Source organism: Rubripirellula lacrimiformis (assembly GCF_007741535.1).
GTDB classification, from domain to species: domain Bacteria; phylum Planctomycetota; class Planctomycetia; order Pirellulales; family Pirellulaceae; genus Rubripirellula; species Rubripirellula lacrimiformis.
Genome location: NZ_CP036525.1, coordinates 794,660 through 812,504 on the forward strand (window position 1 = coordinate 794,660; position 17,845 = coordinate 812,504).

General features: G+C 58.3%; 15 protein-coding genes and 1 tRNA gene. 4 read left to right on the forward strand and 12 right to left on the reverse strand.

All coding sequences use genetic code 11. The features are described from left to right. Nucleotides 1-106: 106 nt before the first annotated feature. From K227x_RS02785 to K227x_RS02805, 5 genes are all read right to left on the reverse strand, one after another. A tRNA-Arg gene (locus K227x_RS02785) sits at nt 107-180 on the reverse strand. A 57-nt stretch (nt 181-237) separates the two neighbouring features. After that, on the reverse strand, nt 238-2,118 hold the full coding sequence (locus K227x_RS02790) for a methyltransferase (RefSeq protein WP_145167977.1): 1,881 nt from the start codon (nt 2,116-2,118) through the stop codon (nt 238-240). Then, nucleotides 2,108-2,941 (reverse strand): class I SAM-dependent methyltransferase, encoded by an 834-nt coding sequence (locus K227x_RS02795; protein ID WP_145167978.1) that lies wholly within the window; start codon nt 2,939-2,941, stop codon nt 2,108-2,110. Before K227x_RS02795 ends, K227x_RS02790 begins: the two co-directional genes overlap by 11 nt. Continuing rightward, the gene (locus K227x_RS02800) at nt 2,938-4,176 is read right to left on the reverse strand and encodes a DUF3419 family protein (protein ID WP_145177147.1); all 1,239 of its coding nucleotides are present in this window, start codon (nt 4,174-4,176) and stop codon (nt 2,938-2,940) included. The genes K227x_RS02795 and K227x_RS02800 overlap by 4 nt, the downstream gene beginning before the upstream one ends. Nucleotides 4,177-4,217: 41 nt before the next feature. Then, nucleotides 4,218-5,120: a UDP-2,3-diacylglucosamine diphosphatase gene (locus K227x_RS02805; protein ID WP_145167979.1), complete on the reverse strand. Its 903-nt coding sequence runs from the start codon at nt 5,118-5,120 to the stop codon at nt 4,218-4,220. Between the two features lie 345 nt (nt 5,121-5,465). Here K227x_RS02805 and K227x_RS02810 point away from each other — a divergent pair, with 345 nt between their 5' ends. From K227x_RS02810 to K227x_RS02825, 4 genes are all read left to right on the forward strand, one after another. Further along, nucleotides 5,466-5,987: a DinB family protein gene (locus K227x_RS02810; RefSeq protein WP_246146459.1), complete on the forward strand. Its 522-nt coding sequence runs from the start codon at nt 5,466-5,468 to the stop codon at nt 5,985-5,987. Nucleotides 5,988-6,050: 63 nt separating this feature from the next. Further along, nucleotides 6,051-7,391 carry a class II 3-deoxy-7-phosphoheptulonate synthase gene (locus tag K227x_RS02815; RefSeq protein WP_145167981.1) on the forward strand — a complete coding sequence of 447 codons (1,341 nt, stop codon included), beginning with the start codon at nt 6,051-6,053 and terminating at the stop codon, nt 7,389-7,391. Nucleotides 7,392-7,520: 129 nt separating this feature from the next. Then, nucleotides 7,521-9,212, forward strand: a complete 1,692-nt coding sequence (locus tag K227x_RS02820; RefSeq protein WP_145167982.1) for a sulfatase family protein — start codon at nt 7,521-7,523, stop codon at nt 9,210-9,212. 36 nt (nt 9,213-9,248) lie between these two features. Continuing rightward, entirely contained in the window at nt 9,249-10,826 is a 1,578-nt protein-coding gene (locus tag K227x_RS02825; protein ID WP_145167983.1) for a pectate lyase, read from the forward strand. A gap of 12 nt (nt 10,827-10,838) precedes the next feature. On the opposite strand, the gene K227x_RS02830 is transcribed toward K227x_RS02825, so the two are convergent. The 7 genes from K227x_RS02830 to K227x_RS02860 all read right to left on the reverse strand — a co-directional run bounded on the left by K227x_RS02830 (nt 10,839) and on the right by K227x_RS02860 (nt 17,823). Beyond that, the gene (locus K227x_RS02830; RefSeq protein WP_145167984.1) at nt 10,839-11,732 is read right to left on the reverse strand and encodes a PfkB family carbohydrate kinase; all 894 of its coding nucleotides are present in this window, start codon (nt 11,730-11,732) and stop codon (nt 10,839-10,841) included. A 177-nt stretch (nt 11,733-11,909) separates the two neighbouring features. Continuing rightward, nucleotides 11,910-12,842: an alpha/beta hydrolase gene (locus K227x_RS02835; protein WP_145167985.1), complete on the reverse strand. Its 933-nt coding sequence runs from the start codon at nt 12,840-12,842 to the stop codon at nt 11,910-11,912. A 95-nt stretch (nt 12,843-12,937) separates the two neighbouring features. Beyond that, nucleotides 12,938-14,362 carry an SLC13 family permease gene (locus K227x_RS02840; protein WP_246146460.1) on the reverse strand — a complete coding sequence of 475 codons (1,425 nt, stop codon included), beginning with the start codon at nt 14,360-14,362 and terminating at the stop codon, nt 12,938-12,940. 123 nt (nt 14,363-14,485) lie between these two features. Continuing rightward, nucleotides 14,486-15,469: a nucleoside hydrolase gene (locus tag K227x_RS02845; RefSeq protein WP_145167986.1), complete on the reverse strand. Its 984-nt coding sequence runs from the start codon at nt 15,467-15,469 to the stop codon at nt 14,486-14,488. 170 nt (nt 15,470-15,639) lie between these two features. Continuing rightward, nucleotides 15,640-16,881 carry an AI-2E family transporter gene (locus K227x_RS02850; RefSeq protein WP_145167987.1) on the reverse strand — a complete coding sequence of 414 codons (1,242 nt, stop codon included), beginning with the start codon at nt 16,879-16,881 and terminating at the stop codon, nt 15,640-15,642. A 9-nt stretch (nt 16,882-16,890) separates the two neighbouring features. Continuing rightward, complete coding sequence (locus K227x_RS02855) at nt 16,891-17,136, reverse strand: hypothetical protein (RefSeq protein ID WP_145167988.1); 246 nt, start codon at nt 17,134-17,136, stop codon at nt 16,891-16,893. A gap of 117 nt (nt 17,137-17,253) precedes the next feature. Next, nucleotides 17,254-17,823: a PRC-barrel domain-containing protein gene (locus tag K227x_RS02860; protein ID WP_145167989.1), complete on the reverse strand. Its 570-nt coding sequence runs from the start codon at nt 17,821-17,823 to the stop codon at nt 17,254-17,256. Nucleotides 17,824-17,845: the final 22 nt, after the last annotated feature.

Here is a 17,845-nt window from a genome sequence, read left to right on the forward strand (position 1 = left end):
TAGGACAGTTTTTCGGTACAACTTCGATTTGAAACGGGGCCGCTCGTCGCTGAGACGGTAACGCTTGGAGGCGTTCCAGCCGGTAAATCACGGTCTTTTCTGAAAATACACCCGGCAGGATTCGAACCTGCAACCCTCGGTTCCGAAGACCGATGCGCTATCCAATTGTGCCACGGGTGCCTTTGTGCGGACAGTTTAGCGTGCTTTGGGCTGTGGTTCTAGAGGCCAAAGTGGATGCTATTTGGCGGCTGGGGGGGAGGCTTGTGGGGCGATTGTTCGGTCGAACTGGGATTTGGTCGATGCGGTGAGGCTCTCTTGCAGCAGGATCGCCGTGTAGGCGGCCAGGTGCCCGAGGACCAGAAAACCCGCTGTTTCTCGCAGTGTTGGGCACAGCAGCATCCCCGCAAGGCCCGCCATCGCACCCAGAATCATGGGGTGGGGGAGGGTGCCATAGGGAAATCGCGATATCGCTCGCGGCGCATCGAAGCCCAGTTCGGCTGAAAAATAGCTGCGGCGAAAACCCAGCACCCACGTCGAGTAGGTCGCCAGAGTGAATCCGCCCACCACGACCGGGATCGAAACGGGGGTTTCGAGGGCATATCTGGCGTAGATCACCGCCAGGATCGACATCGCGATCGTTTTGAAGAACACGGCGTTGCGTGCAAATTCGCCAAACGCGATGGATTGCCGATGCCGAAAAGTGGCGGCATAGATCCAATAGTGCACAAAGCTGCAGCCGATCACGAAAATCCAAGTGTTCTGGGCAACCAGGCTGGCGATCGCCAGGGTGGCCACGTAGGCCAGATTGGTCCAACCTGCGAAGCGGGCGATCCATTCAAAAATCTTGGTCCAGCCCAGCACCCAACAGGCTTTCATTTTCTGCCAGCCACTGTTCGGGTTGATCGTTTGCAGAAACAGTTGTCGAGCACGGATGTCGTAGTGCGTCGTCAGGCTGTCCAGCCATCGGCCGTACCAGGGCAGCTGTTTGGGGTAGGCGACAAAGTGCAGTTTCAAATTGATTCGCGGCTGGGTCTGCTGAGGGGCAGGCTGCCGGGTGATGTAATGCAGTTCGCGGTTGAAGTCAAAAGCGACCGCGTCGCCAGTCTGCATTTGGTAGCTGACTGGTTGGCGGTAGTCAGGCCCCAGCATGGGGAAGTGAGTGGTGACCTCGGTGTTGGGGCTGGCGGCCAGCATGCAGCGGTACAGACGGACGCCCGGAAAAACCGCCCACGGTCCATCCACATGCGGCATGTAGAACACCGTATCCGAGCTGGCCGTTTTGGGCGGCCCGGTAACGTACAGTTCATTCATCCCCAGCACCGGGCGAACGGTGTAGCCGCTGCCATGGAACCGCCCGATCATCGACAGCAGCGAATCATGATGGCTAAGCCGATCATACGCCGCCCCCGCATCATCGCCGAGTTCATGTTGCCACCAATGGGTGCTCTGTCGCAGTGTGGGATGTTCCCGTCGCACCCAGTCGCAGATCGAATGGAGGTCTGCCCGCGAACCGCAGTCAGACAACTTGGTTGGCAGCACTGCTGAACGCGACACCAGTAAACGCAGCGGAGATTGCCGAGTCCGACTGCAGGCCATCAAGATCAGCGGCAGCAGCAGGATCGTGTGTTCGACCAACCTTGTGATGTTTCCCCGTTGTCCGATGTATGTGCTCTGCAGCGTCGGCTCGCCGGCCATCCAGTGAGCGGCTTCCTGCGCGGTATAGCCGGCTGCAAACATCGCGACTGAAGGAATCCACCCAACTGGAAGTGAAAGGCTGGCAATCCCGATCAGTGAAAGGACAATCGCCGTTGCGAGCCAAACCCATCGCGGCACCAGCGTTGCAAGGATGCCTAGATATCCGACCACCGCACCCAGCATTAGCAGTGGATTGACGAGATTGGCAAGGCAGCACAATCCCAGCAGTGCTAGCGGTGTGGTGACTGCGTGCAGGGCGACGTTGATCGGACGTCGATGGCACCGAATGAATTCGCGGCACAGTCGGACCCACGGCGATACGGCGGTCTTGCCGCGATGGTCAGTCGGGCTGTCGCAGTAAGGCCGGTCATGCGTCATCCGGTAGCCGGCAATGCGTTCATCGACCCAGGTATCAGTGGACACGATCTGGCCTATTGGGTGCAGAGAGGTTTGTGTCGGCGGAGACTTGCAAGGTTGGAGTCGCGATGGGTGTCGAGTCCGCTTTGCGCCCCATGAATAGGTAGTAGGGGGCTCGGGCCATCGGCAGGTAAGGCACGCTTCCGAGCCGTTCTTCGCATCGCTGGATTTCGAATCGTCGGTCTAGCATTGCCAGGTGGTCGCCGTTTAGAAAGACGTTGTCGGCGGCGAACCAAAGCGACCAGAACGATCGACGTAGCCAGCCGTGTTGACGGCGATCCGTATCGGCATGTTTACGAGAAACATAGAAGTCCGTCACCGCGATCAACCCACCAGGTTTCAGGATTCGGTGGGCGGTTTCGATGGCCGCAAACCAATCCGGGATCATGGTCAGTGAATACGAGAACGTGACCACATCGACGCTAGCGTCGGGCAGGTCCAACAGGGTCGCATCGGTGTGGTGAATCTGGGCGTTGTCGATCTGGTTGGCTTGGATGCGTTGCTGAGCGACCTGCAGTAGCGACGACGACAGATCGACCAGGTGGATCTGGTTCATTTTTACAGCTCGGGGGCCCGCAGCGAACAAGTTGTGTCCGGTGCCAGCACCCATGTCGACCCAAATCCCCTGGTCGGGAAACGGGATCCAAGCGATGAGGTCCGATCGGCCGTGCAACATGCGGGCACGGAACGAATCGTAGTCGTTGGCCTGGCCTCGATAGAAATTCTCTAGCCGCCGTTCGTGCGTGTCCCCGTGGACCGGACTGCACAGCAGATGCCACAGGATTCGCAGGTCGGACCAACGCGAGATCGGTTTGCTGAGGTCGATCATGCGGCGACTCCCGCATCGGTGCTGCTTGGGTGGGTTCCGTCGCGATGCAGGTCGGCGATATAGAAACTGCCGTAGGTATGGACTCGATCGCGGGCATGCAGTTCGCTGGCCAGTTGGGTTTGGTAGCGGAGTAGTTCGCCCATCCGCATCGATTTGCCGCAGTCACGGATCCATAGTGGATCCACGAAATCGACGTTCAGCGCGGCGCTGCGCCACAGGATTCGGGCACCCGGTGCGGCGCGATCCAGAATGCTCTGCCACTCGGACGCCAGTCGGTCGGGGAAGCGGTCATAAAGCCAGTCCATGTGGTCCAGCAAAACAAAGCGGCTGATTGGCGAGTGGTGTTTGGAGAGGAATCCTTCGACGGTATTGGTGATGGTCTGGACGCTGTCGACTAGTCCAGACTGCAGCCGATCGAATCCGTCGGCGGTTAGGTATTCGGGACAGCAGTCCGGGGTGTAGCTGCCGGTCAGGTAGACTCGCCAGAAATAGTTCTCACGCAGCGGCAGCTTCTTGAATACCGCTTCGATGCGATCTTGGATAAAGCGGCCGATCCCACCTGGGTAGCCACGGTCAAGTTGTGCCCGTTGGCTGGCGGGAACGCCAAGCATTGCGAGCGTGGTGTCGCGGCGGAGTGCCCAGCGAAGTGGCTTGCTCCACAGCAGGTCGTTGATGCCTCGGTCGTCGTAGATCTGTTGTTGTTGCTGGACCGATTCTGCATTCAGGATTTCGTCGATGGCATCCTTTAGACCGGCGGGACGCTTCAAATATCCGTTCATCATCCAGGCAAAAAGTCCGGACGTGCCGCGGAAATAGAAGCTTTTTCGGCGTGTCGATCCATCAAAGAAATCCGCTCGCCGATCCCAGGTCGATTGATAGGCCTGAGGCAGATGGGGGCGAATTTGTTTCTGGTACAGGGATTCCCAGTCGGGGTGGAAGCCGCGGCCGAAGATTTGGAAAAAGTCGTCGTGGTCCAGGCCGCGAATCGCCGCCATCTTGAGTTCTAGCAAAGCGTTCTGCAGCGGGTTCATGTCGACCGCAAAGACGTCTTTGGGACCCTGCAATGCGTAGTCCAACGCGTTGCAGCCGGCCGAGGTGATCACCAGCACCGAATCTTTCGTTGTCAGGTCGAGTGCCTGGCGGTCGATCCGAGGGTCTTCCCAGCAGGTGTTGTAGACGAGGTTCTTTTGGTGAACGACCGAGAAGCATTTGTTGCCAAGCCACTGGGTGACCATGCCATTATCTTTCGTAAAGAGCGTGAGTGAACGAAACAAGTTCAGACGGCAAATTCTTTGGCCGCTGCTTCAAAGTTGGGTGCAGAAGAGAAACCAGGTTCGGTAAGGACGAGGCCCGGATCGATGGCTATCGGCAAGGGGTGATCCGGGGATTGCCGTGCGGGCAGGTCCAGAATGATGTCTTCGTCATAGCGACGGACCAGCTGGATCTGGCCATCGTGGCATTCCACCAAACCGGTACAGTTTTCGACCCAGTCGCCGGTGTTGCAGTACCACATCGAATCGGTGGTAACGATGTCGGGGGTATGGATATGGCCACAGACAATCCCGTCACAGTCGCGGAGGCGGGCATGGTCCAGGATTTTAGATTCGAAGTTGCTGATGAATCGGATGGACCGTTTCACGCGATCCTTCAGCACGGCACATACGCCGTAGGGGTTGCAGGATTCGGCGAACGTATATCGGTGCAGCCACCAGTTCAGGCTAAGGCAGGCGTCGTACAGAGCCGATGTGCCCTTGGAAAGCCACTGGGCCTGCATCTCGACACAATCGAAAAGGTCACCGTGAGTGACCAGGAAACGCCAGCCGGCGAGGGTTTCGAACACAAATTCGTTGGCGACTTCGACCCTCGAAAATTCATCGGGCAAGGCGCTTCGCAGCACCGAACTGCGAAGAAAGGCATCATGGTTGCCCGGTACGTAGAACACTTTGGTGCCGCGTCGGGTCAGCTCGATCAGGTGCGAAATCACGTTGTCGCAATCCTGGGTCCAATGCCAGCCGGTGTTGATCTTCCAGCCGTCGATGAAGTCGCCCACCAGGTAGATGTTCTCCGGTGCGAAGCCTTGCAGGAAGTTCAGGAATTCTTTTGATTGCGAGTGTTTGCATCCGAGATGGACGTCGCTGACCAGCAGCGTACGGACAGGTTTCGCATCAGCCTGGTCCATGGCAGCTTTTCCTTTCTCATTGGTGGCAAACGCTTGTCGTGGAGATCGGTCTCCGGCTTGGAAATCGGCCTCACTGGCGACTCGGTCAGCAGCCTAGCAATGGGGTATGTGAATTGAGTTAAGTCCAGTCGCAGGTTGCCAGAAGTTTTTGCGACGGGGCGGGAACGTCGGGGTGGGAACGTCGGGGTGGGAACGTCGGGGTGGGAACGTCGGGGTGGGAACGTCGGGGTGGGAGACGGCGATTCGGGGGGGCGTTGGGGGTGGACTCTCTATCTGCGGTCGAATTGCTACAATTTGCCGTTTGGATTCCTGCTGACGACTTGTTTCACCGCGAAGGATTTTTTGATGTCGACGATCGGACCTATGTTTGCTGCCTCTGCCAACTTGGGCTTGGCGAATGCGGAACGCATGTTGAAGGGCATCGCGGCCAGCGACTTTGGTCGTTTCGCGCGGCCAGGGGGGCAGGTGATCGTTTCCAACCATCCGGCATTCATTTGCGGGCACCTCAGTTTGTACGTGCCGAAGGTTTTGAATGATCTGCAGCAGGACGCATCCGCTTTCGAACCGAGCGCAAAGTACGAGGAATTGTTTTCCAAGCATGCCACCTGCACCGACGACCCTGATTGCACGATCTATCCTGGGAAGGATGAATTGGTCGACCGTTTGCTGGGCGGCTATCAGGCGGCGGCAGCGGCGTTGATGACCGCTCCTGACGAACTGTTCACGGCCGAGTATCCCGACGAAGCGATGCGGGCCAAGGTTCCGACCGTTGGCGCCGCGGACAATTTCTATGTTGGTGGCCACTTCATGCTGCACATCGGCCAGTTGAGCGCGTGGCGGCGAGCGATGGGCATGGCACCGGCCTAACCCGCGGTGCTAGCGACGAGACTGATGGGTTAACGACACTGGTACTTTGCAGAGACTGAATCTATGAACGAATGGCAGCCATCATCGTGGCGGAGCAAGACGGCGTTGCAGCAACCGATTTACGCCGACCCGCAAGAACTGGATGCCGTCGTCGATGAACTCTCTACGCGTCCACCTTTGGTCACCAGTTGGGAAGTCGAGCGGCTGAAAACTCAGTTGGCTTCGGCCGCGCGTGGCGATGCGTTCTTGTTGCAGGGCGGCGATTGCAGCGAGAGTTTCGATGCCTGCCGGGCGGACCCGATCGAAAAGAAGTTGAAGGTCTTGCTGCAGATGAGCTTGGTGCTGGTGTACGGGATGCGCAAGCCCGTGATCCGGGTCGGGCGTATCGCAGGCCAGTACGCCAAGCCGCGTTCGAGCGACTTGGAAACTCGCGATGGAGTTGAGTTGCCGTCCTATCGTGGCGACTGTGTCAATCGAAGTCCGTTCACTGCACAGGATCGGTGTCCACAGCCCGCGAATCTGATCGGTGCATTCGATCGTTCGGCACAGACGTTGAACTATTTGCGAGCGCTCACCGAGGGTGGGTTTGCGGACATCAAGCATCCGGAAAATTGGGAGCTCGATTTCGTGACTCAGTCGTCGCGATCAGGCCAATATCATCAGATGGTCCGTGGCATCAGCGATTCGTTGGATCTGTTGGGGGTGATCGGTGGGGTGTCGCGGTCGGACCTGTCGCGGGTCGATTTTTACACTTCGCACGAAGCCCTGTTGTTGCCGTACGAACAAGCGTTGACCCGGCGGGCGATCGCACGGGACGGTTGGTACAACCTGGGCACGCACTATCCGTGGATCGGTGATCGCACGCGGCAAATCGACGGAGCCCACGTCGAGTACTGTCGTGGCATTCGCAACCCGATCGGCGTGAAGGTTGGTCCCAGCACCACGGCCGATGGGTTGATCGAATTGTTGGACGTTCTGAACCCGTCACGCGAGGCCGGTCGGATGACGTTGATCTGCCGCTTTGGTGCCAGCAAGATCGCGGGCTGCTTGCCCGCGTTGATCGATGCCGTTGTCGCTTCGAAGCATCCCGTTTTGTGGTCCGTTGATCCGATGCACGGGAACACGATCACGACCGACCAGGGCATCAAAACAAGGCATTTTGATCAGATTCTGGACGAGGTCCGGCAGGCGTTTGCGATTCACGCCGAACAGGGGACCGTGGTCGGCGGGATTCACCTGGAATTGACCGGAAATGAAGTGACCGAGTGCATCGGCGGATCGGGTGGGCTGGGAAGCGGAGATTTGGTGCGAGCGTACGAGAGCAGCGTCGACCCGCGGTTGAACTACGAACAGGCGATGGAGATCGCGTTTTTGATCGCCGGCCAGGCTCGCGAATCGAGCTGAATGGACGGTGATCGCGGCTTTCGTCGCCGATTACTGTAACCTTGTCGGCCCGTAGCGGTAATCAGAGTTGGACCGGTGTAGAATTGGTCCCCGTGCTGACTCTGATCGCCCCACTAACCGTGTTCCGCTATGAATTGCCGAATTTTCTTGCTGCCCTTGGTCGTTTGGGTGCCAGCCGTTTGGATGCTGGCTGCGTCGTCGCCTGCCGAAGCCCAGCAGTCCTCTGGCAGCGACCGTCCCAACATCCTGTTCATCATGTCGGACGACCATACGGCCCAGGCCGTGGGGGCCTACGCGACGTTGTTGAAAGAGATCGATCCGACGCCGAATATTGATACCTTGGCCGCCGAAGGGATCTGTTTTGACAACGCGTTCTGCACGAATGCGATTTGCACGCCATCACGGGCCTGCATCATCACGGGCCAATACGATCACATCAACGGCGTCTTTGACCTGAACGGCAAGATCAAAGGCCCCGATCAAATGTTGCCCATCGCAATGCGAAAGGCCGGCTATCAAACCGCCATGATCGGCAAATGGCATTTGAAGGAAGAACCGAACTACGACTACTACAAGGTGCTGCCAGGTCAGGGCAAGTATTTTGATACCGAGTTCCGAATCCAGGGTGACAAGGATTGGCCGAAGAACACGGTCGCGTATCCCGGTTCCCATTCGACCGACGTGATCACCGACGCGGCGCTGGATTGGTTGAAGAACCAACGAGATCCCAGCAAGCCGTTCTTCATGTCGCACCACTACAAGGCACCGCACGATTATTTCGAAAGCAACCCTCGCTACGATGACTACTTGGCCGATGTCGATATCCCCGAGCCCAAGTCGTTGTGGGAACTGCCCGAGACCTGGGGGTCGATTGCGACACGCGGTTATCGCGACGAACTGACCCGGCACATTGGCACATCGATTGGACGCAGAAACCTTCGTCGTTCTTATGCCGAAGATTTGCCCAAGCAATTCCCCAACGAATTCAAGTGGGATTTCAATGATCCGAATCTGTCGGACGACCAGATCAAACGGATGGCCTATCAGGCATACTTGAAAAAGTACCTTCGCTGCGTCAAAGGCGTCGATGAAAACCTAAAGCGATTGTTCGACTATCTGAAAGCCGAAGACCTGTTCGACAACACCTTGATTGTCTACACCGGCGATCAAGGATTCTGGTTGGGCGAAAAGGATTTTCAAGACAAACGTTGGGCGTACGATCCGTCCGAGCGGATGCCATTCATCGTCCGCTACCCCAAGGCGATCCCGGCTGGCATTCGCAGCGATGCGATCATCGAAAATGTCGACTTTCCTGCCATGCTGTTGGATTTCGCCGGAGCCGAGGTCCCTGCGTCGGTGCAAGGTCAGTCGTTTCGACGGATCTGTGAAACGGGCAAGGAACCAGAGGATTGGAAACAGGCCACGTACTATCGCTACTGGATGCACATGGCCCACCATGACAATCCGGGCGAGATGGCCATCCGCACCAAGACGCACAAGCTGATCTATTTCTACGGCTGTAACTATGAAGGTGGCGATCAGACGCCGCCGGCTTGGGAACTGTATGACTTGGTCAAGGATCCAGAGGAACTCAACAACGTCTATGACGACCCTCGCTATGTCGAAGTGCGTGATCAATTGAAGTCCCAGTTTGCTGAACTTCGTCAAGCCGTCGGCGATGACGGATCGCACTATCCGGCCTGTGAAGAGGTGGTCCAAGAGTTTTGGGACTACGATGATGCGGACCGCAAGAAGGCGATCGAAATCTCAGCCGACTTTCGCCAGCGCCGCGAAGCTCAGTTGAAGAAGAAAAAGAAGTAGTCCTCTTTCTCTCTCTCTCTGTGAAAGCACGTGTCCATGCGATGGGGAACCCTTGCCGCGTTGTGTCTGGCCGTGTCGTGTTCGGCCGCCTTGTCTTTGGTCGTGGTGGATGCGATTGCCGATGACGGCGCCACGCCCGGCAGGGCGGGGGCGGTTGACCGTGATTCGGTCCAACCCGAGGGCGCGTCGCGTGCGATCGACGCGATGCGTAAGGCGGCGGGTTACTACCACGGTACCGTCCAATCGCATGGCGGGTACGTGTATCACTATGCGTTGGATCTGCAGAAGCGTTGGGGCGAAGGCGAGGCTAGCAAGGATCAGATTTGGGTTCAGCCGCCGGGGACGCCCACCGTGGGGATGGCCTACCTAGATGCATGGTCCGCCACCGGCGACGCGTTCTATCGGCAGGCGGCCTTGGACGCCGGGCATGCGATCGTTTATGGACAGCTGAAATCGGGCGGATGGACCAACGCGATCGACTTTGATCCCAGCGGTGGTCGCGTGGCGGCCTATCGAAACGGTCGCGGCCGCGGTCGTGACCATTCAACGCTAGACGATGGGATCAGCCAGTCGGCGATGCTGTTTCTGATTCGATTGGATGAAGCGGTCGATCGCTCGGACACATCGGTTCACGGCGCGGTCCAGATCGCTCTGAAATCGCTGGTTGCGGCCCAGTTGCCCAATGGCGGATTTCCTCAGGTGTGGACCAGTGATCCGCCGCTACGTGATCAGCAAGCGGCGGCTGGGGTGTCGGCCAGCTATCCAAAGTACGATTGGCGAACCGAGAACCACGTCAAAGAATATTGGAACCACGCGACGTTGAATGACAACGTCTGTGGGTATGTTGCACAGGTGTTGATCGAAGCCCACCGGGTGTATGGCGACCAACGGTATCTGGCTTCGTTGAAGCGCCTGGGCGACTTTATGTTGCTCGCTCAGATGCCTCTGCCCCAGCCGGGATTCGCACAGCAGTACAGCAAGGAAATGCATCCCGCGTGGGCACGTAAGTTCGAGCCGCCGGCGATGGCGAGCGACGAAACTCAAGAAGCGATCGCGACCTTGATCTTGATCGCCGAAACCACTGGCCAGCCGAAGTACCTGCAGGGGATTCCGGCGGCACTGCAATGGCTTGGGAAGTCACGTCTGCCCGATGGATCGCTGGCTAGGTACTACGAACTTCAGACCAATCGCCCCTTGTACATGAATCGAAATGGCAAGCGGTATTTCCTGACCTATGACGATTCCGATTTGCCGCGACACTATGGATGGAAGATCGATTGGAAGGTGGATGCGTTGACGAAATCGTATCGCCGCGCGGTCCAGGGCATGGCATCCCCCGTAGATCAGGGCAGGGTGGATCAGGGCAGTACAGATCAGGGCAGTGCAGAGCAGGGGACGCGGCCCCTGGATTCGGTGTCGCGATCGGGTTTGCAGAAACAGGCTGCTGAGGTCATCGATGCCATGGATTCTTCGCATCGTTGGGTCGACCGGTTTGACGGACGCCGGTTGGTGGGACAGATGAAACTGCCGGTGGGGACCGAGTACCTTTCCAGCGAAACGTTTGCCAACAACTTGACGCTGTTGAGCCGATGGGTGTCGGCGTCAAAACCGTAGCCGAGCCGTCACTTACGCGGACGCTTGATCGTAAAACGATTGGTCTTTGCTGGTCGCGCCGTGGATCGTGCAAACCTGCGATGCAAACTTGGCAGCCTTGGGCAGGATTTCGCGGATCGGGACGTTGCGAATCAGGCCCGCGATGGTCGCGGCGGCGAATGAGTCACCCGCTCCGACGGTGTCCGCGAGCGAATCGACGGGAGCCACGGGCGAAAATTCGTGCGACCCGGCGCTGCATGCGTGGGCGCCTTCGGATCCGCAGGTGACCAGCACTGTGTCAATGTCGAAGCGGCCTCGCAAAGTTTCGCATCCCGCCGCGATTTGTGACTGATCGTTGCAGGGGGCGTCCACCAATCGGCTCAGTTCGGCTTCGCTTAGTTTGACCCATCGGGCACCGCCCAATAGCGTGTCGAGCCAAGCGACGTCAAAGAACGGATCGCGGATATTGATGTCGACGAAACGGTCCAGGCCGGATTGTTGGATCAGGTCGGTCAGTGTGCGCCGAGTCGTGGGGCAGCGGAATGCTAGGCTGCCGTAGCAGAGCATCGAGAATTCGTTGGCGGTGATCGGGAACGAGGGTGGTTGGATGAAGTCGAACGCGACTTCGTTGACAATGTCGTATTCGGGCTGTCCATCGACCATCGTGACCGACACACGGCCAGTGGGGTGGTCAACGATCTGCAATCCCCGGGTGCTCATTCCCCAGGATGTCATTTCCTGTTGAATCAATTCGCCTTCGCTGTCTTTGCCGACTGCCGAAATGAAGATCGACGGTACGCCAAGTCCTTGCAGATTCCAGGCCAGATTCAGGGGAGCCCCGCCAAGGACCCGGTTGCCGTCCGGGAAATGGTCAAACAAGACTTCGCCTACGACAACAGGCGGCAGCAGCGGTGAGGTGGAAGGCATGATTGGCGGTGCAATGGTGAGGGATCGTAGGCGCAAGATCAGCAGTTCCCCTAGCGTCTACGCATCGGGTGTGGGGGTCAACCCATTTCTTGCGACCATGCGAGTGGACTTGGCAGTGAATGCCCCAAACGCGATGAACGTGGTTTGGGACGCGGCGAACAGGACGCCTGCGCCCGGTCAGTGCAGCTTTTTGCGAAGGATCGTCGCGACATCTTCGGTTGCCAGGACGCCGGTGTCGAACAGTCCGGCAAAGTGGATGAATCCGTGCAGCATGCCGTCGTACCGTCGCAGGGTTGTCGGTACGCCATCGTCAGAGAGTAATCGAGCGAACGATTCGCCTTCGTCGCGAAGAACGTCGTACTCGGCCGTGACAACATGAGTGGGCGGGAGCCCTGCCAGCGAAATCGCTTTGGAGGGTACCGCCAGCGGCATTTTCGATGCTGGCGATTCACCGGGGGCGGCCCCCAAATACTGTTGCCAAAAATACTGCATCGTCGCACGCGTCAAACCGTATCCTTGTGCGAATTGGACGTACGTTTGCGTTTCGAATTTGGGTTCAATGACGGGGTACAACAGCAACTGAAATTGGAGGGTCGGCCCATCTTCGTCACGTGCTTTCATGGCGACAGCGATCGCCAAGTTCGCCCCGGCGCTGTCACCGGCAACCGCGATCCGATTCGGATCGATCGAAAGGGCATCGCAGTGATCGACGATATGTTTCAGCGCGGCGTAGCAATCGTCCACCGGGCCGGGGAAAGGGTTTTCAGGCGCCAGACGGTAGTCGACGGCAACGACGGTGCATTTGGAAAAAGCCGCCAAGCGTCGGCAGACTGCATCGTGCGATTCAAGATTCCCAAGCACCCAACCGCCACCATGAAAGAAAACGACTGCGGCGGAAGGGCTATCCGCGTCGTGGCCGTACACGCGAATTCGAACACCGTCGCCAGCATCATGGTCTTCAACGCGAGCCAAGTCGGGGGCGTCTCCGAACCGCTCGGTCATTCCGGCAAAGGCGATGCGTGCTTCCTCGGGACGCTGGTCTTCCCAGCCCGCTGAATCCTGCTGGGCAACCATGTCCGCGAATGCTTGGGCCTGCGGATGAAGCGGCATCGTAGGTGTCCATGAAAAGGAGAGGATCAAGAAAAGCGACCGATGGAAAGCGATCGGCACCCATTTTAGACGAAATCGATGGGCGATGCGGGGGTCTAGCCCAGCAGCAATGCGACAGTGGTGATGACGATGGATGCGTAGATATTGAGCGCGAAACCATTTCGTGCCATGTCGGCGGTGCGAATTCCGCCTGCACCAAAGATGATCACATTGGGGGCTGTCGCCACCGGCAACATGAACGCGCAGGACGCGCTGATGGTTCCCGGGATCAGGACGGACTGCGGGGACATGTTGGTCGCGTCGGCGAGGCCCGCCAGGATTGGCATCATCAGCATCGCCGTTGCGGTACTGCTGGTCATTTCAGTCAGAAAGGTCACCAGCAGGCAGACCGAAAGCACGACCACCCACGACGGGGCTGTGTTGAAGATCGTCAATTGGTTGCCGATCGATTCGCTTAGGCCCGTCGATTTGAATCCGTCGGCAAGTGCGATGCCGCCACCGAACATGATCAGGATGCCCCACGGGATGCCTTTGGCGGTCTGCCAGTCCAGCAACGTCGAGGTTGGCAAAACGCCGCTGGTTAGTTTGTCGGGTTTCGGCGCGGGTTCGCCGGATGGGCACAGGAACAGGAACAATGACGCGGCCAGGGCAACGGTGGTATCGCCGACGGCGGATCCGCCATCTGGCAAGAACTGTGACCAGCCCCCAAAGGGAGCCAAGCGGAAGATCCAGGCGGCGGCCGTGAACGCAAACACCCATAGCACTCTGCGTTCACTCGGTCGCCAGTCGCCGACTTCGGGCATGACAAGTGGCATGGCGTCTTTCAGACTTCGCGTCACCCATAGCCATATCGCGGGAAACAAGATGCAGGTGATGGGAAGACCGATGGACATCCACTGTCCGAACGTTAGTTCGATGTCGTACTCCGTCTGCATGAAGCTCATGAAGTACACGTTGGGCGGCGTTCCAATCGGCGTCGCCATGCCACCGATGCTGGCGGCATAGGCGATCCCCAACAAAAGCGGCGTCCGCAACTTCGGGTCGTTGGCATCCGACAGGACGGCAAGCGCGATGGGCAGGATCATCAATGTCGTTGCCGAGTTGCTGATCCACATCGATAGCAGCGACGTGGCCAGCATGAACCCCAGCACCAGCCGCCGACCGCCCTGGCCACCAACCGCTTTGACCATCGACAGGGCAATTCGTCGGTGCGCACCGCTTTTTTCCATCGACGCCGACAGGAAAAATCCGCCCATCAACAACAGGATGATGGTGTGTCCGTAGGACTGGGCGACACGTCCATGGTCCAACACCCCCAAAACCGGAAAGGCCACGAAGGGCAACAGTCCTGCGATGGCAATGTGTGTGCATTCGAAGATCCACCAAAGCGCACAGGTAATCGCAACCCATGCACAGGCAGACGCGGGGGACGTGAGGCCACAGCGGTGTGCAATGAGGGCGACGACCAACGCAATGATCGGGGCGGCAGGCAGCATCCAGCTAGATATTTTGTTCAACATGACGGCGATGATACTCCGCCGGCTAGGCGGATGCGACAACGCAGAGCGTCATGGCCTATCGAACCGCTGTGGTTGGTGCTGTTTTCGTCGATCGTTCGCGTGCCCACGACCCACCATTCGGCCTCAGCGGGTCGTCATCAGTTCGTTGATTTGTTGGGTCAATCGATCAGGGGTGCCAACGATCCGGACATAATGGTCATCGCCTCGCCTGTCGTATTTCCACCGGCTATGCCCATCGGAATCGATCACCACTCGGCCGGCTTCACTGGTCTGCCAAAAGGTCGGATCGGTTCCGCGAACGGCTAGCAAGACTGCCGCCTGGTCATGTGCAGGCTTGCCGTGGTCGATTGCTTTGCCATCGCCAAATGGACGCAGGGCGAAGGCCAGTTTGACAGGGTTTGAATCCGGTTGGCTCTTCAGTGTATCGCCGCAGATCAATGCGGCCCCGACTTCGAAACCTTGCCACAGGATCGGTGTGGGCCATCGGTTGACGACGGCGACCGCGGCCGATGGGTCCAGCCGAATGTTGGTTTCGGGTCTATCCGATTCGGGGAATTGTCCGCCCATGACCACCAATTGCCGGACCTTTTGTTGGACAAGTTTCAAACCGTCGGGCGATTGGATCAGGTCTTCCAAATTGCTGAGGGCGCCGACGCTGCAGATGACAACCGATCCGTCTTCCTGTGACGAAAGCACGTCGCGATAGACGTCCCCTGCATCGGGCATCTGGTCGTCGGGCAACGCGTCGTGTGGGAATCGATCCCGTAGTCCAGGCGTGAACGCACTGCCGCCTCCCCAGGATGTTTTGTGGCCGTCCTTGTCGCTGCCGATCGGGATGTCGCCACGACCATAGAAAGTGTTGATGGTGTCCACCGCAGCACAGGAAGCGTTGGTGGATGCTTTGCAATTGGTGACCACTGCCAGGATTTCGGCTTCACCAGTATCGGCAAGCGCATGCAGCACCGCGATCGCACCCGCGTCGTCGCAGTCGCTAGCCATATCCGTATCAAGGATGACTTTGACCGGGGCGGCTGCGTTGGCGGATACGCACGAAACCATGACGGTGGCAAGCAAGATTGGCCAAGCAAAGCAGGTGGGGCGTGACATCGATGGGGGCTTTGGGGCGGGAAGGGGTGGGGCGGGATGCAGTTCGTGCAGATCACTAGCGGTGGAGCTTGGCGTTCGACGATCGGGACGACGATCGGGTTGGCAGGGCCGCTGTCAGCGACAAGATACTTGCAAGTGCAACGGGCTTCCATTGCGAGTCTAGGAAAACCCTAATTCGCAGGCGTCGCTGATGTTCGGGGGGAATGCGGACGACCAACCGACACATGTGCCGAATCGATCATCTTGGCGTTGGCGGTCTCGCTTTCCGCTTCGCGTGTCTGTTCGGATGCTTCTGTCGTCGCCTCGGGAACCTCCGCACCTAAGATCATCGCCATCGGTTGCAAGCCATCGTACCCCTCGCACGCCATTCGGGCGGCGATCAGGATCGGAACGCTTAGGAAGACGCCCATGATTCCCCACATCCAACCCCACAACACAATCGACAAGAACACCAAGATGGGACTAATGCTCATCGATCGTCCAAGCACAACAGGCGTGATGAACTGGCCTTCCAACGACGTCAGAGTCAGAAACGTCGCGGCAACGACGAACGCGTAGTACGTCGGATCAAAACTGACCAACGCGACCACAAAGATGATGACCGCCCCGGTGATCGCACCCAGGATCGGAATGAAGTTAAACGTGAACGCCATCACTCCCCACAGGACCGGCGATGGCATGCCCAGCAACCACATCGCGATACCGACGCTGACGCCAAGGCATGCATTGATGGTCGATATCTTGGCTAGGTAGGTGCCCAGACCTTCCTGGACGTTCTGGATGACTTCGATCAACTTTCGCCGGGCGGTGAAATCGGGCAATGCGTGCATGATGCTACGCAACAGGTCGTCGCCCGTCGCGAGCAAGAAGTACAGCAGAGCGATGCACACGGTTACGAACGAAACTAGGTTGCCAGTCCCGCTAAGGTAGGTCCAACCGCTAGTCCAACTGGGTTGCTTGATCTCGACGGGGACTGGTTCGTCTTCCTGGGGATCGTTTGACGCACTGTCTTCCGCTTCCGCAAGTTCCTCGGTTGCCTCGTCAACATCCTTCAACCGCTCGGTTACAAACGACAGTTTCTGTTTCACTACCGACAGGTGTTCAGGAGCGTTGGCGATCGTTTGCTGCGCGGGGTCAAAGACAAGGTAGGTGCTGAGTCCCAACAGCAGGGTGATCCCCGCAATGATGCCCGTCGCACTGGCCACCGGCGGGATACCAAACCGCCGCGCACGCCGGACGATCGGTCGCAGTGTCAGATACAGAACGAGCGCTGTCATCGTGGGGATCACGAGTGATCGTGCGAAGTACAGCGCGTACAGGACCAACATGGCCGCACAGATGCGTGTCGAAACAACACCCGCCGCCTTTGACGGCTTGGACTCGGTCGTGCGGTCATCCGGTTGGCGATTCATCGGACTGACTTATTCCCCGTCGACGTCGACTTGAACTCCGCCGTCGCCTACTTTCACGTCAACGTTGTCGACTGCGTCACGTAGGTTCTCGCGGCGCTCTTCGCGACGTTCCAGCCGGTTTTCGGCCGGGGTGTCGACATCGACGTTGACACCATCGGTGGTTGCAGGCACGGGGCCGGTTTCGTTGACGTCGACGTCGCAGCCCGTGATCGCTAGGGCAGTCGCCAACAGTCCTGTGGCAATGAAATTTCTCATCGTTTTCGTATCCGCGTAATGGTTAGGGGGGGATTCAAGCAAGTTCTGTCAATGACGAAAGGCCGCCGCAGGTACGCATACCCGCGGCAGCCCAACGCTTACAGCATTCATCCGTGACTACTGGTTGTTGTTTTCACGATTGCGACGATTCAATCGATCTTTGGCATCCATGTTTCGCTTCACGCCGTAACGCTTGTCCAGGTCGGCGGCCCATTTTCGGTCCGCCATGTCCGGCCAGTTGTCTTCGTCAAAGCCTTGCTGGCCGTCGAGTTGTTCTTGGGTGACATTCAGAACCAGGACGTAATCGTCGGCGTCGATGTCGTCGTCACCGACTTCGTCAGGATCCACTTGGACTTTGAAAGCCTCGAACGGGACAGCAAACAATTTGTTGCCGACGCCCAGGAACCCACCGTAGGTCACCGCGGCGTAGCGGACCTTGCCGGTGCGGCTGTCGATCACGATGTCGTTGATCTCACCGACGCTTTCGCCTTGCGAGTTCTGGATGTTGTATCCAATCAGTTGGCTAACTCGGATGCTGGTCCCGCGGGTCTTGGAGTCGAGCCGGCCAGCGTCCGCTGTTTGAGATTGCACGCGGTCCCGCGTCACTGTCTCTTGAGCCTGTGCAGTGGGAAGCATCAGGCATGCGGCGGCTGCGGTCGCGGTGAATAATTGAATGGTGCGTTTCATGTTGGTTTCTCCGAATGGAATG